This is a genomic window from Corynebacterium sp. KPL1818 (assembly GCF_000478135.1).
In the GTDB taxonomy this organism is placed as follows: domain Bacteria; phylum Actinomycetota; class Actinomycetes; order Mycobacteriales; family Mycobacteriaceae; genus Corynebacterium; species Corynebacterium accolens.
In genome coordinates, this window is sequence record NZ_KI515760.1 from 305,367 (window position 1) to 331,111 (window position 25,745).

Genomic DNA, 25,745 nt, shown 5'->3' on the forward strand with positions numbered 1-25,745 from the left:
AGAGGTAGAGGAGAAAAGTAGTGCCGTATTCATTGTCGTATTTGTCGCCGACTGGCAACGAGTACGAGTTCCTTCACGGTTCTGATGGTGGCCCGTTTATCGAGCTGGATACGCTGACGGGGTTTGTCGCCCAGTTTGAGGACATGCCCGTGTCATCGGTGGGGTTGCCGGGTGCGACTGTTGATATTCGTGACCGTGTAATCCATCAGATGGAAGGCTCGTTTACGCTTGTGGTGTTTAGCCAGGAGCAATGGCGGCAGGTGCGGCGCGATTTCTCTACGCGTGAGACCGGCACGTTGATTCTTGATGATGGTAATCGTCTTGAATTGCCGTGCCGCTTGGCTGCGTCTTTGCCGACGCCGGGCCGTGTACCCAAGGTTGGTGCGCGGCTTGAGGTGAGCATGATTGCTGACGGTGGCGTGTGGGAGTCGGCGACGTCTGCTTCGGGCAGGGTTGAGGTCACGAACTGGGGCGATGTTCCTATATGGCCCTCCGTTGTGTGGTCTGGCGATGTTGGTGACGTTGTTTTGCCGTCTGGGGTCGAGTTCAGATTGCCCAGTGTGTCTGGTGAGCACCGACTCCCCCTTGACCGTCGTGCGAGTGGTAAGGCGGTAAACCTGTTGACGGGGGAGCGGATTAATACAGACGCGGTTAGTGAGATGGTTCCAGTGGAGCAATCGCGTGTCTATACGGTGCCGAGTGGGGCCAGGCTGGAATGGCGGGTCGGCTTATTTGACCCGTGGAATTAAGTAGATAAGAAAAGGCCGGTAGTTCGCTCTACCGGCCTTACGCATATGTCTGAATAGGAGACAACATGCAGAAGGAAACTTTATCAGCTCATAAGAATCTGAAAAACCCTGCAAAAGGGAAGTGTGGGTGGTGTGGTAGCACGCTTCCCCGTCATGGCAGAGGCCGTCCCCGTAAATTCTGTAGCGCTTCCTGTAAGCAGAGAGCTTACGAATCCCGGAAGTTTGGCATCGCGGAGATGTGGAGTTTATTCCAGTCTGAAGTTTCGACTTGTTATATCTGCGGGGAATGTCTCGACTATTCACGTCCACAAACTCTTTGTGTTGACCACGTTATCGCTACGGTTCATGGCGGACGAACGGATGTTGAGAATCTGCGCCCGGTTCATATTCGCTGCAATGCTGCTAAGGGGGCGAGTTTGTTTGCGCCAGCTGTTTAGTCACAGGTGTGACGTTAATGGCCTAACTGTTAGGTCGTTTCCGGGTTTTAATCGTCTTATTTTACTGGGAGGTTCCCACTTTTTAAGGAGGGGAAATGGATTTAGTGCAGTGGCGCGCCCACATTAAGCAGGTTGTGGAGGACGAGGGCCAGTGGCTCGGCATTCTTAATGAGGACGGTTTACCGTTTTATGAGCTCGGCCAAGTATCACGGGTGTCTTTCCCTGAAACGCGGCTGGCAGCATCGTCGGTAGAGGTCGCGGTAAACGTGACACTTGGCGATAGGGTTGTTGATGACCTTGTTGGCGAGGGGCTCGGCAAGACAAGTGACGAGGGCCGACTTGTGCCGGCCACTGGCGCGTTGCGCATGCTATGCCTTATACGCCCCGGCGGGGAACGACGCGTGGCGTATGTGACGCACACTGTAGCTGAGGGGCGTGCTACCCCGTCTGTGCTCACGATTCATGGCTTGGATTTGGTCGATGGCTTAGCGGCATGGCCGTGCCCGTCTATCCCCGTGGAATGGTCAGGCAAAGAATTCAAGACATGGGATACGGACGCATCAGGGATTGAGTACTCTAAGCCGCGGGTTTTAGCCCAGGTGCCGTTTGCGACCAAGGCAGACGGATACACGGTGAAAGGGTCGGCGAGGGATACGATTCGGCGTCTTATCCAGGATTCTTTCGATGGTGTCAACGCATTGTATGGGTGGGGTGATGACCCTCATGCGGTGGTTGAGTTTGATTCTTCGGTTGATGATTCCGCCCAGGTGCTGATTCGTGTCAATGATGACCCTGTATTGGAGACGGTGGCGGAACCGGCACGCTCGGCGGGCCTTGGCATTGAGGTGTCGTTGTGGTGGCCGGGGGATACGCCGGTTCGGGTGAGGGTGTCACGCGACCCTGAACAATTTGAGGTGCGGTCATGGGCTCACCCTGTGCAGGTTGTGCGTATCCGTCGCGTTAAGGAGAAGTGATGTACCCGTTAGTTGCTGATGGCGGCGAGGTCACGGTTTTACGTGACTTGGCCGCTTTTTCCTATGGCAGTTGGTCGGTGGATTGGCCGGAATCGGTACCGGAAGACCAGCGCCCCGAATTGCCGGATGATAGGGATTTTGGCTACGCCTTAAAGCTGAAGGAACCGCCGGGCCGTATGGGCCGCCGGTTCGTGCGGGCCAACGTGTCTATCACGGCGCAGGACTTCGACAATGAGGGCCAGCCGGTGCCTTTTAGCGGCGAGTCCGATGTTGAGCAGGTGCTCGAAGAAGCCGCTGAACGCGTTGATGGGGACGTGTTCTTTGAGCGGGAGATTACCCGCGCCGGGCTGGGTGCCCTGGTGCCGCGTGTTGATTTCGATGTTGATGATGTCGTGCCGGTGATTATTTGGGGCAAGACGATTTTGTCGCCGGTGACGTCGATTGAGGATGTGGCGGAGGCCGGCGCTGTGGTGGATTATCGGGTGCATGTTGGTGGGCAGTTGTTGCGTGATGATGCTGCTCGTGAGCGGGCTAATCGTGAGGTTGAGCGCACGATTGCGCAGGAGCGGCGGGAGCGGGTGGAGTCTGTCGCGAAGGAACGCAAGGCCCGTAAGCGGGAGATTAGTGCTGAGTCGTCGGCGCGGCGTGCTGATGTGGAGTCGGTGCGTGGTGTTTTGACTGGTGGGGGCGAGCACCAGCAGGACTTACTCGCGTCGTTGGAGGGGTTGAATCGGCAGCTTCGGCGTAATGGTGAGGAACCCGCCCCTGGGCTTATCCCCGCGTATTTGCAGATGAATACGCAGTTGTGGCGTGTACAGCAGGAGACGAATGAGGCCCTGCGGCGCTCTGACGAGGCTCTGAAAAAAGGGCAGGAGGCGAATACGAATCTTATTGAGACGAATCGTCGCCGCCAGCAGGAAATTCAGGCCAACCAGTCCAGGTTGGAGGACCAGTCAAGGCGGCTTAATAACGTCATCGCGGACGTGCAAAGACGGCAGCCGCAGTTTATTGCTTTCTCGTCGGGTGGGGGGATTAGTTCGCTGGGGGCGATTTCGATTAGCCGCGGCAACATCGTCTTCTCAAAGTCGGGTTCGTGGTCTGGGAATGTGGCGATTTTTGCGTGGGTTGATGCGATTTTGGCTTATCCGATTGCGTCTCAAATTTTCTTGAGCTCATCGGAACGCGAAAAGGAGTTTCGTGTGGGTGCTTTTGAGTCGGTGAAGGCTGGCTTGGCGATTATTGTCCCTGATTAAGGAGGGTTTTGTATGGCTACGGTGAGTGGAAGTTTATTGTTTGTGTCGTCTCGGGCGGCGCAGGTTAGTGAGGTGTGGCTGCACGCTCGTGAGGTGCGGACCCACGACCGTGGTGTGGTGACGACGGGGAATGACCGCTTCCCCGTGAACGAGGGGGAAGTAACTTTTACGTGCTTGCCTGGCCCGGCCGTGCTGGCACTCATCTCGCAGGGCAGGGCTGTGGATACGATTCCTATCGTCGTCGGTGAGTCCGATGAGCAGTCTTTGCGGAATGTGGTGCGTGCTGCTCAGGTGGTGGACGATTCCACGCAGCGTGAGATTGAGCGTCTGTCTGCGGAGATGATGGAGGCGCTGGACTCAGCGCGTGGGCATGATGAGTCTGCGGCGGAGTTTGCTGCGGAGGCTAAGGAGTCTGCTGGTAAGGCTGGTGGTGCTGCGTCGGCGGCGGAGTTGTCGGCTGGTGAGGCGAAGTCGTCGGCTTCGGCGGCTGAGGGGCATGCGTCTCGGGCGCAGCAGTCGGCGGAGGAGTCGGGGCGTGCCGCTGACCGTGCCGAGGGGGCGCGAGGTGAGGCCCGTGCGGCGTGGGACGGGGCGAAAGAAGCCCGCGATACCGCCGAGGGCCACGCGTCCACGGCGGAGGGGCACGCCAACGCGGCTTCCTCTTCGGCCAGTGATGCTCAGGGTGCCGCCGGGCGCGCTGATGAATCCGCACAGCAGGTGCGTGAAATCGCGGAATCCACGCGGTGGGATGGTGACCAGGTCACCGTGAATGGTAAGCAATCCCCACACCTCACGGGCCCACGGGGTGAGATAGGCCCTCCAGGCCCTCCCGGCACCGTCGACGGCATCGACTTTGAGCAGTACGCCAAGGTAGAGCAGCTATCTGACGTGGTGCGCGAGGGCACGGAAGCTAATTTGTCCGGCATTTTCCTCGACAATGGCGCAGAAGACGCTACCGGCATCATCTTTCAAAATAGAGGTGCAGAGTCCTACCTCCGCTTTTCTGCGGATAATCACCTGACGCTCACAAATATTGATGGTGACGCCGACCGTGTAGTCTCCATGCCTGACCAGTGGGATTTCAACACGCATGTGGACATGCGGGGTAACCAGCTGCGTGGCCTGCCAGCCCCGTCGGGCGACAACCATGCCGCAACTAAGCAATACGTGGACGGCAAGGTGGATGGTAAGCAGGATGAGGCTCAGGTGCTGAATGAATTATCCCGCTTTAAAGGGACGACCACCACTATCAGTGGTCACAGTATCCTCAATGACCAGTCGAATAAGGTATTAGTCACAGACTCTAATGGCTGGGTATCGGTCTTTCAAAATCCGAGACATGAGAGTCACGTAGCCCATAAAAAGTACGTCGACGAGCAGGTCAGTAGCGTGCGTGACCGTGTAGGCGCGCTGGAATCCGGCGGCGGGGGCGGTGGCTTTTGGGCTGGCACTCAGGCCGCGTATAACCGCGAATCCAAAGACTCAAATACGCTTTATGTGATTACGGGGTGATGTGGTGTGCCTACTGTAAGAGCGAGGGATATTGCAGGTGCGTATGTGGGTGAGCGTGAAGCCGGGGCGATGCTCATGGGTAATAAAATCATCTGGAACCGCACCGCCCTATACACCCGCACGAATAATAGTGCCCCGGCTGTGCCTGATTGGGCCACGTTTTTCACCGCAATTCTCGTAGGCGGCGGTGCTGGCGGCCAGGCCGGTAACGGTGGTGTCGGCTCACAAGGCGCTGGTGGTCGCAGTGGTGACGTGCGATTCGTGTCGGATAGTATCCACCCCGGCTCGAGCCTGTCCCTAGTGATAGGCAAGGGTGGTAGTGGTGGCCGCAGCGCATCATTGGAGTACGGCCGCAGTGGCACTAGCACGACGCTGTCGTATCGAAAATACGGGTCCTCATCCCGGAGTAGTACCAGTGCTGCTGGTGGTAGTGGTATCAAGGGTAATCCGACTGCGGGGTCACCGTATATTACCTCTGGTCAGGGTGGCCGGTATTACTCGTCGCATAGGGGCGGGACTTCCACGATGACTATTGGTAGTGGCGGGAAAGGCAACGCGGGTTCCGGCACGAATGGTGGTGGCGGCGCTGGTGGTAATGGTGGATTTTTCAACAATTACACTCCCGGCGGCCGCGGCGGCGACGGCTGGTTCCAAATCCAATTCTATGGAGTGGACCCGCTGGCCTACCAGGCTTATAGGTAGACAGAAAACATTGATTAAGGAGAGATAATGGAGACCATTAAGAAGCAGATTCAGGCCCTAAATGGTGCTGATTTTGCGGAGCTACGCCGCTGGATTTTCGACGATGAGGTACAGCGCCGCCAGGCACTACCAGCCGTGCAGGAAGCCGAAGTGGAGCTGGTGAAAGACCTCGCAGCGCAGGGTGAGATTACTCGCCCTGAGGTGGCGACCGAGGAGGCCGCAATCAACGGGGACGGTATCGTGCCAGCGTGGCGTGACCCGAGCTCGAAGAAATCCCAGGCCTACATGCGGGGTGACGCGGTATTAGACGATGGGCGTATCTACATCAACCGAGCCGACGGGCTGAACAAAAATCGGCCATCCGCCCCTGATTCTGGGTGGGAGGTGTACAACCCACCCAAGGAAGACGCGGTGCCGGAGCCGGAGGAGGCCCCGGGCGTGCCAGCATGGAAAGAACCACAATCCAAGACCGAGCTGTACCCCGCGGGCGCAGAAGTCACCCACCAGGGCAAAACCTGGCGCTCCACCACCGACGGCAACCGCAGCGAGCCCGGAACCGATACCAGCTGGGAAGAAACCAGCGAATAACCCCCACAGCCCCCGTTGACCGCCAAGGTCACGGGGGCACACTCATACCCTAAGGAGGGCAAAAATGGATTGGGAAAATATCGAGCCGGATAAATATAACCTGCTCAACAAGCACTACACACCGGGGCGCGGAGGAGCACGAATCGAGTTCGTCACCCTACACCACATGGCGATGATAGGAGACGTAGACGACTGCGTACGCGTCTGGCAGCAACGGCCAGCCAGCGCACACTACGCCATCTCACCCACCGGCATGATCGGCCAAGCCGTCAACGATACGGACACCGCTTGGTCGAATGCGAATCTATATTCTAACCAGCGTTCGTTAAGCATCGAGCATTCTAACAGCGCCGGGCCTGACCAGGACTGGCCCATCAGCGAAGTCACCCGCGAGGCAGGCGCGCATCTTGTCGCCGCACTATGCCGCTACTACAAACTAGGACGCCCAGAGTCAGGCAAGAACGTCCGCTTCCACAGTATTGAGTCCGGCGGCTCGACCTCATGCCCGTATCACCTACGCCCCGGGCATAAATACCATGATGCGTATATTCGTCGCGCCCAAGAATGGTACGACCAAATGACCAACGCGGCGCCAGCGCCGAAGAAAGAGAACACGCCAGTGGCACTCACACAAAAATACTTCACCGATTTCATCACGGGCTATTTTAGCCCGCAGTTTGACGCTATCCAGGAAATCTGGACGCAGCTACGCGGCCCACACGGCAAGGGCTGGCCCCAGCTAGGGCAAAACGAGAAAGGGCAGGACCTCACACTGGTTGATGCTGTGGCAAGTATTCGCCACCAGCTTGTGCAGATTCAAGCAGACCTAGACGAGCTAAAGCGGAGGAAGAAATAATGGCAAAGCACTACAAGAATCCTGCCCTCACGACCGTGTCGGAGCAGGTTGCTGACGCTGTAGCCATAGAACTCCAGGAGCAGCCGTGGTGGCTACGCTACAAGGGCACCATCATGCTGGTGTTGCAGGCCTTAGCATGGGTCGCTGGCATTATCCCCGTCTACTACGCGAACGCCCCAGAATGGACTATTGCGCTTATTGGCGGCGTGGGATTTTTCCTCACCACACTAGTCAACCGCCTTACCATTGATGGTGTCACCCCATCCATGGCGCCGCGCTTGGCTGGGCAGGCTGACCGTGCTCACCTCGAAGCACAGCCCGCAGGGTTGCCGGTTTACAGTGGCCCTACTACCGCGGGGGAGTGATAATCATGGACTCCTGCAAGCTCCGCACGTGGCTCACGAGTGACGCCGCAGGGTTGGCTATTCTAGGTATCTCCATCATTGTGCGCGGTTCCTCATACCTCCCGATGATTGTGGACCAACGCCGCACGCCAGTGCACTTTTTGGAGTCGCTGGCGGAACCATCTACATGGTCGTGGGTGTGGCTCACTATCGGCCTTTTCTGCCTGGCCGCCATCCCATTGCGGCACGCCCGCCCCCTGGCCGTCGGCCTGGGCATCGGTATTCATTTCATGTGGGCAGTCAGCTTCATTGTCTCCGGTGGTCGTGGGTGGGTCACCGCGATTGGTTACGCCACCATCACACTCCTCGCCCTCTGGGCATTCGGTAGGGGCCGCGCCCCCGATAAGCTGGAGGTGCCCGAGCTTAAGGGGGCTGGATGAATATTAGCGGTGAATGGGCCACGCTCATAGGTGTCATCGGCGCCGCCATCCTCACCTATTTAGGAACGAAAGTCACAGCCCAAGCCACCCGCGACGCGAAACGCATAGAGTCGGATAAGCCAGAATGGAAAGCATTCACCGACTCCATCATGCGGCGCATCGACGCCCAGCAGGAAGAACTCAAGGCACAGTCCGACCAAATCGATGCGTTGCGAGACCGGGTAGAATCCCTCCAAGAAATTGTGGAGACCACCCGGCGGAAATATTGGGCCGCCGTCAATGGCCTGCGCCGCATCACCCAAAAACACGATGTGCAGCTAGATTCCGCCCAGCTCCCACCCGACGTGCATGAGGATGTCATCAACGGATAAACCCCGCCCACCCGGCGGGGTCTTTTCGTCGTTTTACAGGCTATCGCGCTCCCATGCCTCCAGCTCCACCCCAGGCACCTCGCTTATCAGGACTCTAATATCATCCATGTGCTCCAACCAGCGGTTGACCTTTACTCGCACATTCGTATGCGAGCACCCATACTGTCTACCGATGCTGGATTTTGATTCACCCGCTTCGAGCATTTCAGCCCACCGGGTGACAATCGGGCCACTGCCCCAGGTGCGATAGCGGTGAATCCGGGCGCATACCGGCCCGCAGGTGGGCACATTGAGTTGTGCTTTGCTGGGTGGCCTGCCGCATACCTCGCAGGGGCGGCGCGGCTTCCGCGCCCCGGCAATATTCTGTATGGCTATCTCCCGCTGCCGCTCGCGCTCCACACCCCGCCGGGTGAAAGACTCTTTACTCCTCGCGTGAGATGCGGCGGTGGGGTCGCGCTTGCTCTCGAAGTTTTTCCACCCCGCATCGCCTATCCGTCCCCGTGTGTGAGTGGATATGCGGTCTCCTACATCGTCAGAGACTAGCGGGATATGCCGGGGGATACCGTGCTCCTCCCGGTATTCATCAGCGGTCATGCCATGCGCTATGACCGCGTGAGCTCCGAGAGACTGGAAATACTCGCCGCATTCATGGCATAGAAGGTGGGTATGGTCGCCGTCGATGAATCCGTATCGGCCATACCCGTCTGGGTCACCTACTCGCATTAGCGGCTCATTTTTGCGACTGCCTGCCGGGTGATACCGGCGGCGCGGGCTACATGGGAGGCGGATGCACCGGCGGCCAAAGCGGCCTTTATGGCGCGGTCGCGCTCCTGCCTAAGCGATTCCGCCGTATCCGCCGCGTCCTGATACTCCGCCGCACAGTCCTCTACATGCTCCATCTCGTTTCGTCCGAGGTCACCGGCGGCCCGGGCGCTTTTCACCGCGCCAATAAGGAAATCAGCATCCTGCTCACAAATCGCATCCTCATCAATGCTCCGCCCGTCGATATCCTCTACCTGCTCAATGTAGGTGCGTAGCGTGTCTACCGCCGCGTCCGTATCCATGTCGAGCATGTAGTGCAGAGTATCGCCGAGGCGGTGAATGTCGGTGCCGTCCTCCTCATGTAGGGAGACAGTGGGCACATCCCAGACCATGCGGGCTAGTCCTTTGAGAATGTCCGGGGTGAGGTTGCGGGGCGCAGTCGACTCCTCATCGTCGTCCAGCTCAGATTCGTCGCGGGGGTAGACCGCCTCGAATTGGTCTAGGTAGTCGCCGTATTGGGGGTCGCGGCGATTCTCCTCATGGAAATCGACCAATTTTTTGCGCAATTCTTCCAGCGTGTCGCCGGTGAGCGAGAGATCCTTATTCGGGGTGGTGAGGCTGTACATGAAATGTCCTTCCAGTGGTGGGGGTGGTAGCGCCGGGTGGCGCGGTGCCTAGCGGGGGAGTCGAACCCCCGCGGGTGACCATCTAGGCTATTTTTTACAGTGCGTGCTGTGCGACTACATCCCAGAAGTCCACATCCTCGCGCAGGGTGTAGCGGTAGTCGATGCCCTCGCCGGTGGTGGTGAGTACTGCGTCTGCAATGGCGTCGATATCGTGCTGTGCGGCGTACTCGCCGAGCGGGGTGATGATCTCGCGGTCGATGGCCTCGTTGCGGGTGGTGTAGGCGGTCATTGTTGTTTCCTTTTGGTGTTGCTCTCTTGCTTACATGTCTAAGTGTATGACAAGCGGGGCGCGTTGTCAACCTGGTTGCGTAGTGCTGTGCGAAAGGGGCGCAGCGATGCCTAGCTAGCAGTGGGGGATACACCGTTGCCGAGCCGGCGCGTACCCATGGCGGCCCCGGGGTGCGCCGGCTATGCCGTCGAGCCGGGATAAGCCGGGATAGAGTGCTGCACTATAGGGCATAGGGTGCGCCCATCGACCGGTCCGAGCTACCGAGCTATCTCCGCAAAAACGGCCATGCAATTCCACGACATACACGACAGGAAACCACCCAAAACGGCCCGAAATCACCCGATACACGAAAACGAAGAAACCCCCTCCCACCAGCAAAAACACTGATAAAAGGGGGATTATAAAAGTGTCCCCGACAGGGATCGAACCTGCGACCTTCGGTACCGGAAACCGATGCTCTAATCCGCTGAGCTACGGAGACATCGCTGGGAAAATTCCCAACGATGTGATTCTAGCGCATCGGCCGCCGCGGAACTAAATCAGGCCCGGTGCGTCAGCGGTGGTTACCTCACCGGTGCGTAGATAGTGCACGCCAATCTCATCGACGGCCTTATTACCCAGCGCAAAGTGTCCGTGGCCGGGACCGTGGACGGTGACGACCCGCGATTGCATGGGCTGGGAGAGGGCCTCATGGTACTGGTACGGGGTCTGCGGATCGCCCGTGCCTTGGATTTGCAGGGGCTTGGTGGCAAGGTGCGAGCCATCGAGTGGTGCCCCGCCGGTAACGGGTCCGCGGCCGCCACACCCGGCGCCAGATCCATACATGGAATTAACCAAGGAGAAAATATCGCCGGTGACGAAGTTGGACCACAGGTAGGTGGGGAAGAGCCACGGGTTACCGGCGACGGTGTTCTCGTTGCAGACGATGAGGTTTTGCATATTCATCATCTGGATTGTTTGCTGTTGCACCGCGCGGGCAAGCTCCGGATCATCGACGACTTCGAGGGGCTTGCTGCCGTTTAAGTACTTGGCAAACTCATCCCAGTGCGCGGGCATGGGAACTACCTCGCGGGTCTTGCCTAAGGTGATTGAGGCCCTCTGATCTGCTTGTGGGTTAAGAGCCTTGTTGGCGAGGAATTCTGCCTGCACGCGCAGCTCACCCGTGGCGGTCATGATGTCCGCGCCCGGTTGGCCGGCGAACTCGAGCCCTGGGGGAAGGTCACCGATTTTCGCATCCGGTGGCAATACGGTGGGGCGGGCGCCGGCTTCCATGGCGACTTTCTGCGACCACTTTTCATAGACCTGGAGTGGGGTAGAACCCAAGTGGTAGGTGGCGTCATTGTCCGCGATGAATTGGAAAAGATCCTGCAGCGCATTTTCATATCCCTGTTGCTGCGAGGCGAAGATGCCGTTCCATGCCAGCTGCGGGCTCATGCCGGAATCGAGCAGCACCTTGCCGGTGTGCTGCGGATACTTGGTGGCATAAGCCGAGCCAAGGTAAGTGCCGTAGGAAACGCCGGCGATGTCAATGACGTCCTCACCCAGCGCCTGGCGCACCATTTCCCAGTCTTGGGCGGTATTGGCGGTGGTCAAAGAGTTGGTATAGCCAGGGGTATTCTGCTCGCAGGCATCGCGGGTGGCCTTGCCGATCTGCGTAGTGGCCTCGATGGGATTGAAATTCGGGGTGGCGGCGCAGTCTACCGGGGTGGAACCGGGCAGCCCGCGCGGTTGGACGCCGATCAGATCCCATTCGTTGCGAATTTCTTCGGGCCATTCGACGGCATCGTTGCCAGCCCAAGAATAGGCGTCACCGCCAGGGCCACCTGGGTTGGTAAAGAGCGCACCGCGGCGCGCGTCTGGCTGCGCGGCGGGTACGCGAACGAAACCGACGCTAATGGTGCCAGCCTCGGGATTATCGTAGTAGGTAGGTACCTCTATCCGGCCGCACTCGGCGCGATCGATGTTGACCTGTTCAGGGCAATCCTCCCAGGTGATGTGCGGCTCTGCCGCGGTGGCGGTGGGGGCTGCCACGCCCAGTGCGAGGGCGCTAGCGCAGACTACGGTAGAAATTTTTCTAGAAAAAGAAAGCATAAGCTAAAGCTCCGACTTCTATAGCGTTTGTCAGAGTCAGCTTATGCTTTTTTCAGGTTCGTAGCAGTGATTTCCACGCGGCGGGTGCCCTAACTCGGCACCCTAACCACGCTACTTCACAATAATCACAATGAGATCGCGCGGGCCGTGCACTCCCTCGACGCGCGAGAGCTCGATATCGGAGGTGGCGGAGGGGCCAGAAATCCACGTTGCGGGCTTGTCGGGGTCCATCCGGGAGATAACCTCGGGGATACCGTAGACCACCTCGTCGCGGCGGACGATGCAGATGTGGCGGTCCGGTACCAGCGTCAACGCGCGGCGGCCGCAGCGGGAATCGGACTGCAATACGATGGTGCCGGTCTGTGCGGAAGACACGAAGGACTCGGTGACGACGGCATCGGCATCGTCAAGCTCGCGCGGATCCGCGTCCTCGTCGTCCGGGCGGGCCGGAAGGCCGTCAAAAAGATCGGCATTCATGCCCGGGGCGTAGCGGATGTCCTTACAGTTTCGATCGTTGACGATCGTATCCAGCGTCTTTTTGAGATCGCTTTCCTCCGTGACGTGGACTTCCGCCTTGTAATCCTCGAGGCGATCGACCAGCATCTCGCGCAGCTCATCATCGTTTAGAGTGCCTTTGCGCTGATATTCGCGCGGCACATCGACGTGATCCGCGAGCCCAGCCTGCTTCTGTGCCGAGCGAATGCGGTTTAGGATGTCTTGCTTGGCGCTCACTTGTTGGCCTCCTTACGGGCATTAGCCAGCAGCTCTTTGCCTTCTTCGGAGTCGAACCATTGGCGGAAGGATTTCTTCGGTGGAATCGCGGTATCGCGGCCATCGGACCAACCGGACAGAAACAGCGGAAGCGATTCGATGGTCCCGTTGAACCCGCCCATTACGCGGCCGAGCGCCACGAGGTGGGTGACCTTATCCCACATCTTCGGATTATCCCAGAGCAGCTGCACCGTCTTGAAGAGCTTCGGCTCGATCGGGGAGGCAGCGTGGGTGACCTTCTGATGGCGGTTTTCCACGATGACATCAGAGAGCGGAATCTTCACCGGGCACACGTCGTCGCAGCGTCCGCACAGCGAGCAGGCATACGGCAGGCTTGCCGATGGATCGTTGTGGTCCTTCATGCCGGTAAGCTGCGGCGTCAGCGAGATGCCGATAGGGCCTGGGTACACGGAGCCGTAGGCGTGGCCGCCGGCGCGCTCGTACACGGGGCAGACGTTCAGGCAGGCCGAGCAACGGATGCACTTCAGCGCCTGGTGGCCAATGGGCGAGGACAGCGCAGCGGTGCGCCCATTGTCCAGCAGAACGATGTGGAAGTTCTGCGGGCCATCGCCCTCTGTCACACCGGACCACATGGAGGTATAAGGATTCATGCGCTCCGCGGTGGAGGAGCGGGGAAGCAGCTGCAGGAAGACTTCCAGGTCCTGGAAGGTGGGCACGAGCTTTTCGATACCCATGACGGTAATCAGCGTTTCCGGCAACGTCAGGCACATGCGGCCATTGCCCTCAGATTCCACAACGTTTACGGTGCCGGTCTCGGCCACGCCGAAGTTGGCGCCGGAAATGGCGACCTTGGCCTTCATGAATTGCTGGCGCAGGAACTTACGGGATGCCTCGGCCAATTCAGCGGGCTCAGCCTTCAGAGAGTCATCCGTATTGGGCATCTTATCGACGAAGATATCGCGAATCTCCGCACGGTTGCGGTGGATTGCGGGCACCAAAATGTGCGATGGCTTATCGTTACCAAGCTGGACGATGAGCTCTGCCAAGTCGGTTTCCTGGGCGTGAATTCCGGCTTCTTCGAGGTGCTCGTTTAAGCCGATTTCCTGGGTAGCCATGGATTTCACCTTGACCACATCGGTCTTGCCCGTTTCACGGATGAGCCCTTCAATGATCTCGTTGGCTTCCTTGGCGTCGCGTGCCCAGTGGACGATGCCGCCGCGGTCAGACACGGCCTTTTCAAACTGCTCGAGCAGTTCCGGCATGCGGGCAGCGACGTCCTCTTTGAGGGCAGAACCGGCGTTGCGGAGCTGCTGCCAGTCATCTACTTCCTGCACGGTGTTGGCGCGCTTTTGGCGGATCGTGGTGGTCGCGTGCTGCAGGTTGTGGCGCTGGGTAGCATTATTCAGCCCAACGTGCGCGAGCGGGACGAAGGCCTTGCTACCGCGCAGGTTGCCGTAGCCTTCAGGGGCGCGTGGTGGGGTGGTCTCGAGGAAAGAGGTCATTAGAGCATCGTCTCCTTGGAGTAAGCGGCGGAGTCAGGCTGCCACGGGTGTTCCTTCGTGGAGGCCAAAATCTCTGCCATGTGCAGGGCGCGAATGCCGGAGCGCTGGCGGTGCAGGGCGCCGCCGATATTCATCAGGCAGGAGGAGTCACCGGCGGTCACGTACTCGGCCTTGGTGTCTTTAATGTGGCGAGTCTTATCGGAGACCATGGCCTGGGAGACCTCCGGATTCTTCAGTGCGAAGGTGCCGCCGAAGCCGCAGCATTCCTCGCTATTGGCCAGCGGTGCTAAGTCGATGCCCTCGACTTCTTGCAAAAGCTTGTAGGGGCGGTCTTCTAGCTTAAGGAAGCGCAGGCCGTGGCAAGCGGAGTGGTAGGTCACGCGGTGCGGGAAGAAAGCGCCGACGTTGGTCGCGCCCTCAATATCGACCAAAAATTCCGTGAGGTCGTAGGTCTTTCCCGCGGTCTTCTGCGCGCCATCCACATCGGCCGAAGTACCGTAGCGGTCGGCGATGCTCTCGTGGCGGTCGCGAACTGCTGCCACGCAGGAACCGGAGGCGGCCACGACGTAGTCAATGGAAGGATCCGCGAAGGCATCCGCATAAGAGCGGATCATCCCCAGAGTTTCCTTCTGGTAGCCGGTGTTGATGTGCATCTGGCCGCAGCAGGTTTGCTCTTCCGGAAGGACCACTTCGTGACCTAACCGGGAAAGAATCAATGCCGTCGCCTTTTGGACGTCCGGGAACAGGGTGTCACCAATGCAAGTAGAAAAAAGCGCAATGCGCATACGGTGCTCCTTATTAGTTTTTTAAGTCATGGAGGTGTAATTAACCCTACACATTCACCAGGTGAATCGTAGGGTGTATCACCTTGTTATCAGCATATATTTTGTAATATATATCGCAATATAGGTTTGCCTAAGAGGTCTAGAAAATGAGTAAATTCTGCCCTCGGAAAAGTTAGCCAGTGCTTCTTTTCGCACGTGTCGGGGCAGTGGACTAGACTCTTGCCACATGACTCCAGCTGATTTGGCCACCTTAGTTAAAGAATCCGCCACCGAGGTCATGGCAGAACATGACCTAGACGTGTCCGTATTGCCGGACTCAGTCACGGTAGAGCGCCCCCGCAACCCAGAACACGGTGACTACGCCACCAACCTTGCTTTGCAGGTGGCCAAGAAAGCCGGCGCTAACCCGCGCGAATTTGGCAGCTGGCTAGCGCAAAAATTGGCCCAGCACGATGCGATTGCGGAGGCCGATATTGCCGGCCCTGGCTTTATTAATATCCGCCTGGCCGCCGCCGCCCAGGGTGAGATCGTGGCCCAGATTCTGCAGGCGGGCGCGGACTACGGTTCCAATGGTTCCTTTGCGGGCAAGAAGATTAATTTGGAATTCGTATCCGCCAATCCCACCGGCCCGGTTCACCTGGGCAGTACGCGGTGGGCCGCCGTCGGCGATTCGCTGGGCAGGGTGCTTACTGCCTCCGGTGCCGAGGTCACCCGCGAGTACTACTTCAACGATCACGGCGGCCAGATTGACCGCTTCTCGCGCTCCCTTGTTGCCGCAGCGAAGGGCGAGCCCACGCCGGAGGACGGCTACGGCGGAGATTATATCCACGACATCGCAAGCGCGGTGGTGGAAAAGAATCCAAGCGCGCTCGAGGGCGATGCCGCACAGGTACAAGAGGCCTTTCGTGCCGATGGCGTGGAGATGATGTTTGCCCAGATTAAGCAGTCCCTGCATGAATTCGGCGTGGACTTTGATGTCTACTTCCACGAAAACTCGCTCTTTGAATCTGGCGCGGTAGATAAGGCGCTTGAGACCCTGAAGTCTGAAGGCCACCTCTATGAGGCGGACAATGCGTGGTGGCTCAAGTCCACTGATTATGGCGATTCTAAGGATCGCGTCGTGGTGAAATCGGACGGCAATGCGGCGTATATCGCCGGCGATATCGCCTATGTGGCCGATAAATTCGACCGCGGTCACGATCTCAATATCTACATGTTGGGCGCTGACCACCACGGTTATGTACCGCGCTTGAAGGCGGCAGCAGCCGCCCTGGGCTATGACGCCGATGGCGTCGAGGTGCTCATTGGCCAGATGGTCAACCTGCTGCGCGATGGCAAGCCGGTGCGCATGTCTAAGCGCGCGGGCACCGTGATCACCATTGAGGATTTGGTCGCCGCCATCGGTATCGATGCATCGCGGTATTCGCTGGTGCGCTCGTCCGCGGATCAGTCCATCGATATCGACCTGGGCCTGTGGGAGTCGCAGTCTTCGGATAATCCGGTCTACTACGTGCAATACGGGCACGCCCGGTTGTGCTCGATTGGGCGCAAGGCCGCCGAGCTAGGAGTGAGCTCCGAGGGTGCGGACCTCTCCCTGCTGGAGCATGAGCGCGAAGGCGACCTCATCCGCACCCTGGGTGAGTTCCCTGCCGTAGTGGCAGATGCCGCGGAGCTGCGCGAGCCGCACCGCGTGGCGCGCTATGCCGAAGAGTTGGCTGGCGTATTCCACCGTTTCTACGACACCTGCCAGGTCTTGCCCAAGGCAGGGGAGGAAGAGCAGCCCATTCACAGCGCACGCCTCGCATTGGCGGAAGCCTCCCGCGTCGTCCTGTCCAATGCATTGACCATGGTTGGCGTGAGCTCACCGGAGAAGATGTAAATGACTGATTTCAATGAGCTTCCCGCCCACGTGTGGCCGCGGAATGCGAGCCGCCAGGAAGACGGCGTCGTTACCGTGGCTGAGGTGCCTTTGCCGGATTTGGCAGAGGAATTCCAGACCCCGCTCTACGTTCTCGATGAAGATGACTTTCGCTCGCGCTGCCAAGACATGGCCCGCGCCTTCGGTGGACCCGATCACGTGCACTATGCCTCCAAGGCGTTCATTTCCAAAAAGGTCGTGCAGTGGGTCAACGAAGAGGGCCTGTGCCTCGATGCCGCCGCGCTCAATGAGCTAAAGATCGCGCTCGCCGCCGAGTTCCCAGCCGCACGCATTACCGCGCACGGCAATAATAAGGACGAGGAATACTTGCGCCTGTGCGTGGATGCAGGCGTGGGCCACGTGGTCATTGATAATGAGCAGGAGCTCGAAGAGCTCAACCGCATCGCCGGCGAGGCTGGCGTGGTGCAGCCGGTAATGATTCGCGTTAAGCCGGGTGTGGATGCGCATACGCACGAGTTCGTTGCTACCTCGCACGAGGACCAGAAATTCGGAATTTCCTTGGCCACGGGCGCGGCTTTTGCCGCCGCGAAGCGCTGCCTTGAGGTAGATAACCTTCACTTGAGTGGCTTGCACTGCCACGTGGGTTCTCAGGTTTTCAACGCCGAGGGGTTCAAGCTCGCCGCCGAGCGCGTGCTGGAGCTCTACCGTCAAATCCACACCGAGCTGGGCGTTGACCTAGCGGAGCTGGACTTGGGCGGTGGCTTTGGTATTCCATATATGCCCTATGAGGAAGCGCTGAATATTGACCGCGTGGCGCAGGACATGCTGCGGGCCGTGGACCAGACCGCGGAAGAACTCGACATTAAGGCACCGTTCCTCCTCGTGGAGCCGGGGCGCTCCTTGGTGGCGGGTTCTGCCGTGACCGTCTACCGCGTGGGTACGGTCAAGGACGTGGAAACCGGCAAGGCCGATTTGCCGGTGCGCCGGTATATCTCCATCGATGGGGGAATGTCCGATAATATTCGCCCCGCGCTCTATGGTTCCGAATACGATGTGCGCCTGGTGAACCGCTTTAGCGATGGCGAGATGGTGCCCTCGCGCATCGTGGGCTTCCACTGCGAATCCGGCGATATCCTGCTGGAGGAAGGCGAATTGCCCAATGATATCCAGCCGGGAGATTTGCTCGCCTTCGCGGCCACCGGTGGGTATCAGTACATGATGTCCTCTCGCTACAACGGCGCGGTGCGCCCAGCCGTGGTTGCCACGCGCGTGGGAAATACCAAACCCATGCTGCGGCGCGAAACCATTGAGGATCTTTTGTCCTTGGAAGTGGATTAAGCCCAGTTCTACCCCCGTAACGCAGGGGCCGCATTCGGCCCGTGCGGCGGGGGTTTTCTGTAGCTGAACGAATCTTGGATTCTAGGGGTCGTTGCAACGATGATGGTTACTTTGGTGTGATACTACCGGTTTGTGTCAGGGCGTTGGTCATTACTTCGGCTGGGGTGCGCCAGTTGAGTGCTTTGCGTGGTTTGTGGTTGTGAATGTTGGCGATCATCTCCAGGTCCTCGGCGCTGTAGATGGACAGGTCGCTGTTTTTGGGAAGGTTTCTCCTGAGCCTGCCGTTGGTGTTTTCGTTGCTGCCTCTCTCCCACGGTGATCCTGGATGGCAGAAGTAGATGGGAATGTCAGTGGCCATGGTAAAGGCTTTATGGCCAGCCATTTCACTTCCTTGGTCCCAGGTAATTGATGACCAGAGTGCTTTATCGATTCCAGCGACAGCCTTGTGCAGGGCTGTGAATACTTCTTTGCTGGTGTGCCTGCCTGGCAGGTGGCCAAGGACAACAAATCGGCTGACGCGTTCTACTAACGTGATCACCGCGGATTGGTTATTTTTACCAAGGATGAGGTCGCCTTCCCAGTGGCCTGGCAAAATACGTTCAGTAACCTCTTCTGGCCGGTCGTCGATGAGGATCATGTCGTCAACGAAGCGTTGCTGGGCCGGTGTGGTGGTGCGTGTGTGGCGTTTCTTGCGTTTCTTTCTGCCGGTAGGCAAGTCCAGGCCAAGGTCTTTGAGTCGTCCTTTGGACTGTAGATAAAAGGCGTCATAAATCGTTTCGTGACTAATGCGCATGTCCTTATCCGTGGGGTAGTCGATGGGCAGGCGATTGGAAATCTCCTCCGGTGACCATTGTGCCCGCAATTGTGCGCATACATAGTCCCATAACCTTTTGTTGGCCAGCAGTTTCGGTATTTTCGGTCGCAATCTCCGCGCACAAGCCTTTAACTGGGCGGTTTCTGCACGATACGGGCCTTCAGCGCTGTGGTTTCTGCGTACTTCACGCTGAATTGACGAGGCACTTCGCCCTAAACGGCGCCCGATTTCCCGCAGCGGCACATGCTCACGAAGAAGGTCGGCGATAATTACGCGTTCTTCAAAGCAAATATAGCGATCACTGATGCGTTTATACGGATCCACACCGCCAGGCAAGGCAGGGGCACAAAGCCGTCCAGATTCGATGACGTCATGGCGTTGGCGCAGCGCTTTCATGAGTCTTTTATACGTGGTGGCATCCTCGCCGACAGGTATGAACTCTTTACGTGGCCCTCCGGATTTGATGAGTCCTTTTTCGAAGTCTAAAGACAATCGACGATCAATTCCTATCCCAGCCCCAGCATCACCAACAGGCAAGCTCGCCAACCGAAGGCGTAAGTATTCCACCCTTAACTGTGTTTGGCGGACTTTCCGGGCATACCTCGTTAGCCGGATATGGCACCCAGCTTCTGTAGCAACGGCATACGCAGCGGTGGGATGCATTCCACACGTTTTGGCGGCTTGGTGTACTGAGAGTCCGCCTTGAACTAGTTCTACAAGCTGTAAAGCCTGGCTACCGCGGCGATCAACTCGTTTGGCTTTATGTATGACTGGCACTCCGTGAGCATGGCAAAAATTCAAAGCATGCACGTAATGACAGCCAAGCTCACCAGCAGCCGAGCGAACGCTACGCCCACTGCCAACCATGGCCACCAAGCCACGACGATCCGACTCAGACAACGAATGAAACGGGCCCACAACTCCAGGCACAACAACACCCTCCTAAGGGAAAGTGTTGCAACGACCCTCTGAACTCAAGAATATTATCCCCCGGATGTCGCAATATAGACAGCTCGTTCTGTATAGTGACCTGTAGCCGCATACAGCGGGAGACATTTTCCACCACTTAATCGACATGGAGACGGACTATGGATGCTTCAAACAGTGAGCTACAGCTACATTCGCGTACCGGCAAGGGCGAAGGCGAAACCGTTGGCATTGCGCTGCTTGGATTCGGCACCGTGGGCGCGGAAGTTTTCCGCCTCTTAGATGAAAATGCGGATGCCTTTGCTCATCGCATCGGTGGGCCAGCAGAGATCCGTGGCATCGCCATCCAGAATAAGAATAAGCTGCGCCCGGGCGTGCCCAGCGAATTGTTGACCGATGATGCTAAGGCCCTGATCTCCCGCGATGATATTGACTTGGTGGTGGAGGTCATCGGCGGGATCGATTTCCCGCGCGAGCTGGTTTTGACCGCGCTTAATTCCGGCAAGTCCGTGGTGACGGCGAATAAGGCGCTGGTTGCCGCGCACGCTGATGAATTGGCCGAGGCTGCGGAACGCTCCGGGGTTGACCTCTACTTTGAAGCGGCCGTGGCTGCCGCCATTCCGGTTGTGGGCATGCTGCGCCGCTCTTTGGCTGGCGACCAGATCGAGCGCATCTCCGGCATCGTCAATGGCACGACCAACTACATCCTGGACGCCATGGAATCCACCGGTGCTTCCTATGATGAGGCCTTAGCGGAAGCCACCCGCTTGGGCTACGCCGAGGCGGATCCCACCGCGGACGTAGAGGGCCACGATGCCGCATCGAAGGCCGCCATCATGGCCTCCATCGGCTTCCACACCCGCGTGAAGTTCGAGGACGTGCACTGCGAGGGCATTACCGATATCACGGCAGACGATATTGCCGCGGCAAACGATGCCGGCTATTCCATCAAGCTGCTGGCCATTTGTGAGCGCCTGCGCCGCGAGGACGGATCCGAAGTGGTCAACGCGCGTGTGCACCCGACCTTGGTGGCTAAGGATCACCCGCTGGCTTCTGTCAGCGAGTCCTATAACGCCATTTTCGTCGAGGCAGAGGCAGCCGGCTCGCTCATGTTTTACGGCAATGGTGCCGGCGGCAACCCTACCGCTTCGGCTGTGCTTGGCGATGTCGTCGGTGCCGCCCGCAATATCGTCCACGGCGGCCGCGCGCCTGGCGAGAATACCTACGCCAACCTGCCGATTGCGGACTTCGGCGAGGTCGATACCCGCTTCCACATCGATATGGAAGTCCAGGACCGCGCCGGCGTCTTGGAGGCTATTTCCGCGCTCTTCGCGCAGCATGGGGTATCCCTGCGCACCGTGCGCCAGGAGGACGGCGAGGACACCGCGCGCCTTATTGTGGTCACCCACGCTGCCAAGGAAGCGACCCTGGAAAGCATCGTCTCGGCATTGGGCGAGCTCGATGAGGTCAAGGCCGTTCACTCGGTCATCCGCCTGGGCAGCTAAATCGGTTCGATATATTAGTCACCATGAGCATCGAAGTTGAAGTCGGCACCAAAGCGATAGTCACCGTCCCCGCCTCCACGGCGAATTTGGGACCGGGCTATGACACCCTGGGCATGTCATTGAGCATGTATGACACCGCCGAGGTGGAGGTCATTCCCTCCGGCCTCGAGGTGGAGATTTTTGGCGAGGGGGCAGACGACCTCCCGCGCGATGGATCGCACCTGATGGTCAAGGCCATCCGGTCCGCACTATCTGCTGCCGAAGCTACGGTGCCAGGGCTGCGCGTGGTCTCGCATAATACGATTCCCCAATCGCGCGGCCTGGGATCTTCTGCGTCCACGGCGGCCGCCGGCGTTGCCGCGGGCAATGCCTTGGCGGGCAGCCCGCTGACCCAAGATCAGCTCGTGCAATTGTCCTCGGCGTTTGAGGGCCACCCGGATAATGCTGCGGCCTCGGTGCTGGGCAGCGCCGTGGTTTCGTGGACGACGGTGCCCGTCGATGGCCGCTCCTTACCGGAATACAAGGCCGCTACCATCAACGTGCATCCCGATATCCGGGCGACCGCGCTGGTGCCGGATTCCCATGCCTCCACCCAGGCGGTGCGCCGCGTCCTGCCCTCGCACGTGACGCATTCCGATGCCGCCTTTAACGTCTCCCGCACCGCAGTCCAGGTAGCCGCATTGCAGAACTACCCGGAATTACTGTGGGAAGGCACCCGCGACCGCTTGCACCAGCCGTATCGCGCCGACGTGCTGCCCGTGACCGCGGAGTGGGTAAACCGCCTGCGCAACCGCGGGTACGCCGCCTATCTTTCTGGGGCGGGGCCGACGGTGATGGTGCTGCACACGGAGGACATCGACGAGAGCATTCTTGATGATGCCCGCGAGCAGGGCCTGCGCGTCTTCGATCTCAAGGTCGCGGGCCCGGTCCGCGTGGAAGTTACACAGGCTTAATCTCGATTTGGCACACTTCGGGGCGCTGCATCGGCGTTAAGGCGATGTCCGTATCCGTACCGCTGGCTTCTTGCAAAAAGCCAGCGTGTATGGCGCAGACAAAGGGGCTCGGGGTGGTTCCGGAGGAGACGAACGGGCAGGCATTCAACTCGATTTCGGAAGGATCCGCGCCCTGCGAGGGATCAAAACCCATATCGCGCAGGGTGGCAAAAAGGGTATCGAGCGCGCCGCTCTGGATATCCGCGCCCGTGGCGCGCGCCCACTGCCGCCCCAATTCCCGTGCCTGTGGGGAAGAAAAATCATCGAGCTCTTCCTTGCCTGCGAGCATGGTGGTGAGCACGCTAATGAGGCCGACGTATTCGTCTGCGATGGCGCGGTTATCTGGCACGCGTGCCTGGAAGATCAGGGACGGGCGCCCGCGCCCAGTGCTGCGTTCTGGAACGGCGGTCACAGCGCCGACATGAATGAGTTCATCGATATGCCCGCGCGCGGTATTGACGTGCATGCCTAAATCTTTTGCTACCTCCGCTGCACGAGCTCCTCGCGGGTAGTGCTGCAGCTGCGTGAGTACCTCGCGTTGCTTAGGCGATAGCTTGAGCGCTTCTGGGAAAAGGTCGGAACTGGGGCGGGGGAGCGAATTAGGCATGCGATTAACTTCGTATCTCTGAGTGCTGATGAGGGGCTTGATTAACAGAAATCTTATCTTTAGCCACGCAATAGGATACGGTATCGCCCGTATCAATACCTAAAGCCGTCTGCCTGCTTACCGGCACGGTAATGGTGTGTCCGCCCATATTCAGGCTCAACCGGGCATCCGCCATGCTGGCCGCTTCCACCGCGATGACCTTGGTGGACCAGTGATTAATCCCGGTAGCCTTGTCAGACTTCAGGTGCACGTCGCTGGGTTTAAAGGTGACCGCTACCTTATCGCCGGCGCGGAGATCGGCGGGCCCGCCGGTGATGGTGGTATTCCCGCAGGTAACAACGGTTTCGGTGGCGGTTGCCTCTGAAACGGTGCCTTCCACGCGGTTGAGCCCTGCAATATTAGCCACAAAGCCGGTGGGTGGGACATCGAGGAGGTCTGCGGCAGGTCCGTGGGCGGTGACGCGGCCGGAATTCATGACCACCATGTCATCGGCAAGCCCGGCAATATCCAACGCATTGTGGGTCACCAGCAAGGTGGTGCGGTCATGGCGGGTAGCGCGCAGGAAGCGGCGCCACTTGCTGGCGGATTCCACGTCGATGGCCGCCAAGGGCTCATCCAAAATCAGGATGGTGGGCCGCGCGGCGAGCGCGCGGACGAGGGCCACTTGGGCGGCCTGGCCGCCGGAAAGGGCGGGCACGGGGACATCGTTAAGCTCCCGCAAGCCTGCTGCCTCCAGCAACTCCGTGGCGCGCTGCTTATCGCGGGTGACCATCGCAATGGCCTGGTTGGCGGTGGCCCGCGGCGGCAGGCCGGGGCGCTGGGTAAGCAGGACGATCTCATCTGGGTCGGCGGTAATCTCCGCGCCGGTCAGCCGCCCGGCGATGCGCCCCATGAGTGTGGTCTTGCCCGAGCCATTGGAACCGACGATGGCCGTGATCGCGCGCGGGGTAAATTCCGTGGTTTCCCCATCCGCCGTGACGTTTAGGGTGGGGGCCTTTTCTGGGGCCGTCAGGGCGCTGAGCTTCTCATAGTCCATGCTGTGTAGCTCGCGGGCCTGCGCTCGGTAGGAACGCTGGAGGAGAGAGGGAAGCCCGGCGAGGGTGAGGCAGAGGATAGCCATCGCAATGAGGATGGCGGAGAGCACATAGGCACCATCGGTATCGACCTCGCGCTCCAAGTAAATGCCGAGCGGCATCGTGCGGGTCACGCCCGGCTGGGAGCCCGCAAAGGTCAGCGTGGTACCGAACTCGCCAAGGGAGCGCGCAAACGCAAGGCCGGCGCCGGTGGCCAGGGCGGGGGCGATGGAGGGGATGGTGATTTTTCGCAGTACCTCCCAGCGGGAAAGTCCCACGCTGGCGGCAGAGGCCAAGATCTCTTGATCCAATTGGCGCAGGGCGGAATCGACCGCCACCACGACGAAGGGCAAGGCGACGAAGCACTGCGCGGCGATGACGCCGGGAAAAGCAAAAGCAAAATGGAAGTCTATGGCGTCAAGAAACGGGGCCAAGTAGCCCCTGCGGCCAATGGCTGCGGTAAGCGCGAGGCCGCCCACCACGGGCGGCATGGCCAGGGGCAAATAAATGAACAGGCGGATAACGCCGCTGCCTCGGCCGAGCTGTTGGACCCATAAGGCAAGACCGGTCCCCAGCACCATCGCCAGCAGCATTGATTGGAATGCCGCGGTAAGGGACAGCTTGAGCATGTCCCAAATCTCCGGTTTGGCGAGGTATTCGCCGATGCGGTTCCACGGTACGCGCAGCCCCAGGGAGGCTACGGGAACGAGGATGACAACGACCGCGATGAGGCCGATAAGGCCGATAACGAGGGGAGATTTAAGGCGTATGGGCTGGGGAGGGGTCATTTATTAATCTGCTGGGTTAAAGCCGTACTCTTCCCAGGTCTTATCAAAGTCATCGGCCAACAGGTCGAGGACTTTTTGCGCCTCTTCTGGGTGCTCAGCCTCGGCGGAAACGGCGCCCAGGATCTGGTTGGCGAACTTATCAGCATCCGGAATCTCGATGACCTCTACGTCATCGCCAGCGGCTGCAGCGTCGGTGGAGTAGACCCAGCCGGCATTGGCCTCACCGGAGACAACCTTGCCCAAAACGTCAGCGACCTGCTGCTCCTGGGAGGCAGGCTTTACGTCCAGGTTGTTTTCTTCGATGATCTGGGAAGAGATATCGCCACATGGAACCTGTGGGTCACAGATGACGAAGCGGTCTTCGTTCTGCAGATCCTCGATGGAGTGGATATTGCCCGGGTTGCCCTTCGGTACAACCATCACCATGACGTTGGTGGCAAGCACCTTCGGGTCCTTGACGGTTCCGTCATTGATTGCCTTGTCCATGGTCTTCTTGGACGCGGTGAGCAGCAGGTCTGCAGGAGCGCCCTCGCTCAGCTTATTGACCAAGTCGGAAGAGCCGCCATTTTGGAACTCGAGGTCAACCGGGGTGTCGAACTCGGAAGCGCGCTTTTCCAGCTCATCGTTGATGACGCGGGTGGACGATGCAGCCAGCAAGTTCAAGCTGGTCTGCTCTGCATTGGAGGTGGTGGAGGTATCGGGAGAGCAGGCGGAGAGCGCCAGGCCGGTCGCAGCCACGGCGGCTGCGGCAAATTTCTTATTCATAGTGAATGCTCCGTGTTATGTAGACAACTATGTACGAGAGATAG

At 59.1% G+C, this 25,745-nt stretch carries 26 protein-coding genes and 1 tRNA gene; 15 read left to right on the top strand and 12 right to left on the bottom strand.

The window, feature by feature from the left end; translation table 11 throughout:
* Positions 1-20: 20 nt before the first annotated feature.
* The 11 genes from HMPREF1261_RS11025 to HMPREF1261_RS11075 all read left to right on the top strand — a co-directional run bounded on the left by HMPREF1261_RS11025 (position 21) and on the right by HMPREF1261_RS11075 (position 8,226).
* On the top strand, positions 21-749 hold the full coding sequence (locus HMPREF1261_RS11025; RefSeq protein WP_023031008.1) for a hypothetical protein: 729 nt from the start codon (positions 21-23) through the stop codon (positions 747-749).
* A 236-nt stretch (positions 750-985) separates the two neighbouring features.
* Positions 986-1,186: an HNH endonuclease gene (locus HMPREF1261_RS13305; RefSeq protein ID WP_369707789.1), complete on the top strand. Its 201-nt coding sequence runs from the start codon at positions 986-988 to the stop codon at positions 1,184-1,186.
* Positions 1,187-1,281: 95 nt separating this feature from the next.
* Entirely contained in the window at positions 1,282-2,160 is an 879-nt protein-coding gene (locus HMPREF1261_RS11035; RefSeq protein WP_023031009.1) for a hypothetical protein, read from the top strand.
* Positions 2,160-3,413 (top strand): hypothetical protein, encoded by a 1,254-nt coding sequence (locus HMPREF1261_RS11040; protein WP_023031010.1) that lies wholly within the window; start codon positions 2,160-2,162, stop codon positions 3,411-3,413. Before HMPREF1261_RS11035 ends, HMPREF1261_RS11040 begins: the two co-directional genes overlap by 1 nt.
* A gap of 42 nt (positions 3,414-3,455) precedes the next feature.
* Positions 3,456-4,925, top strand: a complete 1,470-nt coding sequence (locus HMPREF1261_RS12170) for a hypothetical protein (RefSeq protein ID WP_156907326.1) — start codon at positions 3,456-3,458, stop codon at positions 4,923-4,925.
* A 75-nt stretch (positions 4,926-5,000) separates the two neighbouring features.
* A complete protein-coding gene (locus HMPREF1261_RS13310; RefSeq protein WP_369707790.1) occupies positions 5,001-5,627 on the top strand; it encodes a glycine-rich domain-containing protein in 627 nt (208 codons plus the stop codon).
* A 27-nt stretch (positions 5,628-5,654) separates the two neighbouring features.
* Positions 5,655-6,215, top strand: coding sequence for a hypothetical protein (locus tag HMPREF1261_RS11055; RefSeq protein ID WP_023031013.1), 561 nt, complete (start codon positions 5,655-5,657; stop codon positions 6,213-6,215).
* Positions 6,216-6,279: 64 nt separating this feature from the next.
* On the top strand, positions 6,280-7,071 hold the full coding sequence (locus HMPREF1261_RS11060; RefSeq protein ID WP_023031014.1) for a peptidoglycan recognition family protein: 792 nt from the start codon (positions 6,280-6,282) through the stop codon (positions 7,069-7,071).
* The gene (locus tag HMPREF1261_RS11065; protein WP_023031015.1) at positions 7,071-7,436 is read left to right on the top strand and encodes a hypothetical protein; all 366 of its coding nucleotides are present in this window, start codon (positions 7,071-7,073) and stop codon (positions 7,434-7,436) included. The genes HMPREF1261_RS11060 and HMPREF1261_RS11065 overlap by 1 nt, the downstream gene beginning before the upstream one ends.
* Positions 7,437-7,441: 5 nt before the next feature.
* Positions 7,442-7,855, top strand: a complete 414-nt coding sequence (locus tag HMPREF1261_RS11070) for a hypothetical protein (protein ID WP_023031016.1) — start codon at positions 7,442-7,444, stop codon at positions 7,853-7,855.
* Positions 7,852-8,226, top strand: coding sequence for a hypothetical protein (locus HMPREF1261_RS11075; RefSeq protein ID WP_023031017.1), 375 nt, complete (start codon positions 7,852-7,854; stop codon positions 8,224-8,226). The genes HMPREF1261_RS11070 and HMPREF1261_RS11075 overlap by 4 nt, the downstream gene beginning before the upstream one ends.
* A 33-nt stretch (positions 8,227-8,259) precedes the next feature.
* Here the strand turns inward: HMPREF1261_RS11075 and HMPREF1261_RS11080 are convergent, their stop codons facing one another.
* From HMPREF1261_RS11080 to HMPREF1261_RS11115, 8 genes are all read right to left on the bottom strand, one after another.
* Entirely contained in the window at positions 8,260-8,949 is a 690-nt protein-coding gene (locus HMPREF1261_RS11080; RefSeq protein ID WP_023031018.1) for a MucR family transcriptional regulator, read from the bottom strand.
* Positions 8,949-9,614 carry a hypothetical protein gene (locus HMPREF1261_RS11085; protein ID WP_023031019.1) on the bottom strand — a complete coding sequence of 222 codons (666 nt, stop codon included), beginning with the start codon at positions 9,612-9,614 and terminating at the stop codon, positions 8,949-8,951. Before HMPREF1261_RS11085 ends, HMPREF1261_RS11080 begins: the two co-directional genes overlap by 1 nt.
* A 94-nt stretch (positions 9,615-9,708) precedes the next feature.
* Positions 9,709-9,903 (bottom strand): hypothetical protein, encoded by a 195-nt coding sequence (locus tag HMPREF1261_RS11090; RefSeq protein WP_023031020.1) that lies wholly within the window; start codon positions 9,901-9,903, stop codon positions 9,709-9,711.
* Positions 9,904-10,310: 407 nt separating this feature from the next.
* Positions 10,311-10,384 (bottom strand) — tRNA-Arg (locus HMPREF1261_RS11095).
* Positions 10,385-10,437: 53 nt separating this feature from the next.
* On the bottom strand, positions 10,438-11,994 hold the full coding sequence (locus tag HMPREF1261_RS11100; RefSeq protein ID WP_023031021.1) for an alpha/beta fold hydrolase: 1,557 nt from the start codon (positions 11,992-11,994) through the stop codon (positions 10,438-10,440).
* A 111-nt stretch (positions 11,995-12,105) separates the two neighbouring features.
* The gene (locus HMPREF1261_RS11105; protein WP_023031022.1) at positions 12,106-12,726 is read right to left on the bottom strand and encodes an LUD domain-containing protein; all 621 of its coding nucleotides are present in this window, start codon (positions 12,724-12,726) and stop codon (positions 12,106-12,108) included.
* Positions 12,723-14,228, bottom strand: coding sequence for a lactate utilization protein B (locus HMPREF1261_RS11110; RefSeq protein WP_023031023.1), 1,506 nt, complete (start codon positions 14,226-14,228; stop codon positions 12,723-12,725). Before HMPREF1261_RS11110 ends, HMPREF1261_RS11105 begins: the two co-directional genes overlap by 4 nt.
* Positions 14,228-15,013, bottom strand: a complete 786-nt coding sequence (locus tag HMPREF1261_RS11115; RefSeq protein ID WP_023031024.1) for a (Fe-S)-binding protein — start codon at positions 15,011-15,013, stop codon at positions 14,228-14,230. The genes HMPREF1261_RS11110 and HMPREF1261_RS11115 overlap by 1 nt, the downstream gene beginning before the upstream one ends.
* 226 nt (positions 15,014-15,239) lie before the next feature.
* Between HMPREF1261_RS11115 and argS the strand changes: the two genes are divergently transcribed.
* Both argS and lysA read left to right on the top strand, forming a co-directional pair.
* Positions 15,240-16,892, top strand: a complete 1,653-nt coding sequence (argS, locus tag HMPREF1261_RS11120) for an arginine--tRNA ligase (RefSeq protein ID WP_023031025.1) — start codon at positions 15,240-15,242, stop codon at positions 16,890-16,892.
* Positions 16,893-18,230, top strand: coding sequence for a diaminopimelate decarboxylase (lysA, locus tag HMPREF1261_RS11125; RefSeq protein ID WP_023031026.1), 1,338 nt, complete (start codon positions 16,893-16,895; stop codon positions 18,228-18,230).
* A 106-nt stretch (positions 18,231-18,336) separates the two neighbouring features.
* Here the strand turns inward: lysA and HMPREF1261_RS11130 are convergent, their stop codons facing one another.
* On the bottom strand, positions 18,337-19,536 hold the full coding sequence (locus HMPREF1261_RS11130) for an IS30 family transposase (protein WP_232207963.1): 1,200 nt from the start codon (positions 19,534-19,536) through the stop codon (positions 18,337-18,339).
* A gap of 596 nt (positions 19,537-20,132) precedes the next feature.
* On the opposite strand from HMPREF1261_RS11130, the gene HMPREF1261_RS11135 reads away from it, so the two are divergent.
* Both HMPREF1261_RS11135 and thrB read left to right on the top strand, forming a co-directional pair.
* On the top strand, positions 20,133-21,476 hold the full coding sequence (locus tag HMPREF1261_RS11135; RefSeq protein ID WP_023031027.1) for a homoserine dehydrogenase: 1,344 nt from the start codon (positions 20,133-20,135) through the stop codon (positions 21,474-21,476).
* A 23-nt stretch (positions 21,477-21,499) separates the two neighbouring features.
* Complete coding sequence (thrB, locus tag HMPREF1261_RS11140; RefSeq protein WP_023031028.1) at positions 21,500-22,429, top strand: homoserine kinase; 930 nt, start codon at positions 21,500-21,502, stop codon at positions 22,427-22,429.
* On the opposite strand, the gene HMPREF1261_RS11145 is transcribed toward thrB, so the two are convergent.
* The 3 genes from HMPREF1261_RS11145 to modA are packed head-to-tail and all read right to left on the bottom strand — an operon-like array spanning position 22,416 to position 25,701.
* The gene (locus tag HMPREF1261_RS11145) at positions 22,416-23,075 is read right to left on the bottom strand and encodes a metalloregulator ArsR/SmtB family transcription factor (protein ID WP_023031029.1); all 660 of its coding nucleotides are present in this window, start codon (positions 23,073-23,075) and stop codon (positions 22,416-22,418) included. The genes thrB and HMPREF1261_RS11145 overlap by 14 nt on opposite strands.
* A gap of 4 nt (positions 23,076-23,079) precedes the next feature.
* Positions 23,080-24,936 (bottom strand): ATP-binding cassette domain-containing protein, encoded by a 1,857-nt coding sequence (locus tag HMPREF1261_RS11150; protein WP_023031030.1) that lies wholly within the window; start codon positions 24,934-24,936, stop codon positions 23,080-23,082.
* Between the two features lie 3 nt (positions 24,937-24,939).
* Positions 24,940-25,701: a molybdate ABC transporter substrate-binding protein gene (gene modA / locus HMPREF1261_RS11155; RefSeq protein WP_023031031.1), complete on the bottom strand. Its 762-nt coding sequence runs from the start codon at positions 25,699-25,701 to the stop codon at positions 24,940-24,942.
* Between the last annotated feature and the right edge of the window lie 44 nt (positions 25,702-25,745).

Coding starts and splice junctions, on each gene's coding strand:
- argS (WP_023031025.1), top strand. CDS start 15,240: ATGACTCCAGCTGATTTGGCCACCTTAGTTAAAGAATCCGCCACCGAG.
- HMPREF1261_RS11145 (WP_023031029.1), bottom strand. CDS start 23,075: ATGCCTAATTCGCTCCCCCGCCCCAGTTCCGACCTTTTCCCAGAAGCG.
- HMPREF1261_RS11060 (WP_023031014.1), top strand. CDS start 6,280: ATGGATTGGGAAAATATCGAGCCGGATAAATATAACCTGCTCAACAAG.
- thrB (WP_023031028.1), top strand. CDS start 21,500: ATGAGCATCGAAGTTGAAGTCGGCACCAAAGCGATAGTCACCGTCCCC.
- HMPREF1261_RS11135 (WP_023031027.1), top strand. CDS start 20,133: ATGGATGCTTCAAACAGTGAGCTACAGCTACATTCGCGTACCGGCAAG.
- HMPREF1261_RS11115 (WP_023031024.1), bottom strand. CDS start 15,013: ATGCGCATTGCGCTTTTTTCTACTTGCATTGGTGACACCCTGTTCCCG.
- lysA (WP_023031026.1), top strand. CDS start 16,893: ATGACTGATTTCAATGAGCTTCCCGCCCACGTGTGGCCGCGGAATGCG.
- modA (WP_023031031.1), bottom strand. CDS start 25,701: ATGAATAAGAAATTTGCCGCAGCCGCCGTGGCTGCGACCGGCCTGGCG.
- HMPREF1261_RS11070 (WP_023031016.1), top strand. CDS start 7,442: ATGGACTCCTGCAAGCTCCGCACGTGGCTCACGAGTGACGCCGCAGGG.
- HMPREF1261_RS11085 (WP_023031019.1), bottom strand. CDS start 9,614: ATGTACAGCCTCACCACCCCGAATAAGGATCTCTCGCTCACCGGCGAC.
- HMPREF1261_RS11055 (WP_023031013.1), top strand. CDS start 5,655: ATGGAGACCATTAAGAAGCAGATTCAGGCCCTAAATGGTGCTGATTTT.
- HMPREF1261_RS11040 (WP_023031010.1), top strand. CDS start 2,160: ATGTACCCGTTAGTTGCTGATGGCGGCGAGGTCACGGTTTTACGTGAC.
- HMPREF1261_RS13310 (WP_369707790.1), top strand. CDS start 5,001: ATGGGTAATAAAATCATCTGGAACCGCACCGCCCTATACACCCGCACG.
- HMPREF1261_RS11065 (WP_023031015.1), top strand. CDS start 7,071: ATGGCAAAGCACTACAAGAATCCTGCCCTCACGACCGTGTCGGAGCAG.
- HMPREF1261_RS11090 (WP_023031020.1), bottom strand. CDS start 9,903: ATGACCGCCTACACCACCCGCAACGAGGCCATCGACCGCGAGATCATC.
- HMPREF1261_RS11100 (WP_023031021.1), bottom strand. CDS start 11,994: ATGCTTTCTTTTTCTAGAAAAATTTCTACCGTAGTCTGCGCTAGCGCC.
- HMPREF1261_RS11035 (WP_023031009.1), top strand. CDS start 1,282: ATGGATTTAGTGCAGTGGCGCGCCCACATTAAGCAGGTTGTGGAGGAC.
- HMPREF1261_RS11110 (WP_023031023.1), bottom strand. CDS start 14,228: ATGACCTCTTTCCTCGAGACCACCCCACCACGCGCCCCTGAAGGCTAC.
- HMPREF1261_RS11150 (WP_023031030.1), bottom strand. CDS start 24,936: ATGACCCCTCCCCAGCCCATACGCCTTAAATCTCCCCTCGTTATCGGC.
- HMPREF1261_RS11080 (WP_023031018.1), bottom strand. CDS start 8,949: ATGCGAGTAGGTGACCCAGACGGGTATGGCCGATACGGATTCATCGAC.
- HMPREF1261_RS11075 (WP_023031017.1), top strand. CDS start 7,852: ATGAATATTAGCGGTGAATGGGCCACGCTCATAGGTGTCATCGGCGCC.
- HMPREF1261_RS13305 (WP_369707789.1), top strand. CDS start 986: ATGTGGAGTTTATTCCAGTCTGAAGTTTCGACTTGTTATATCTGCGGG.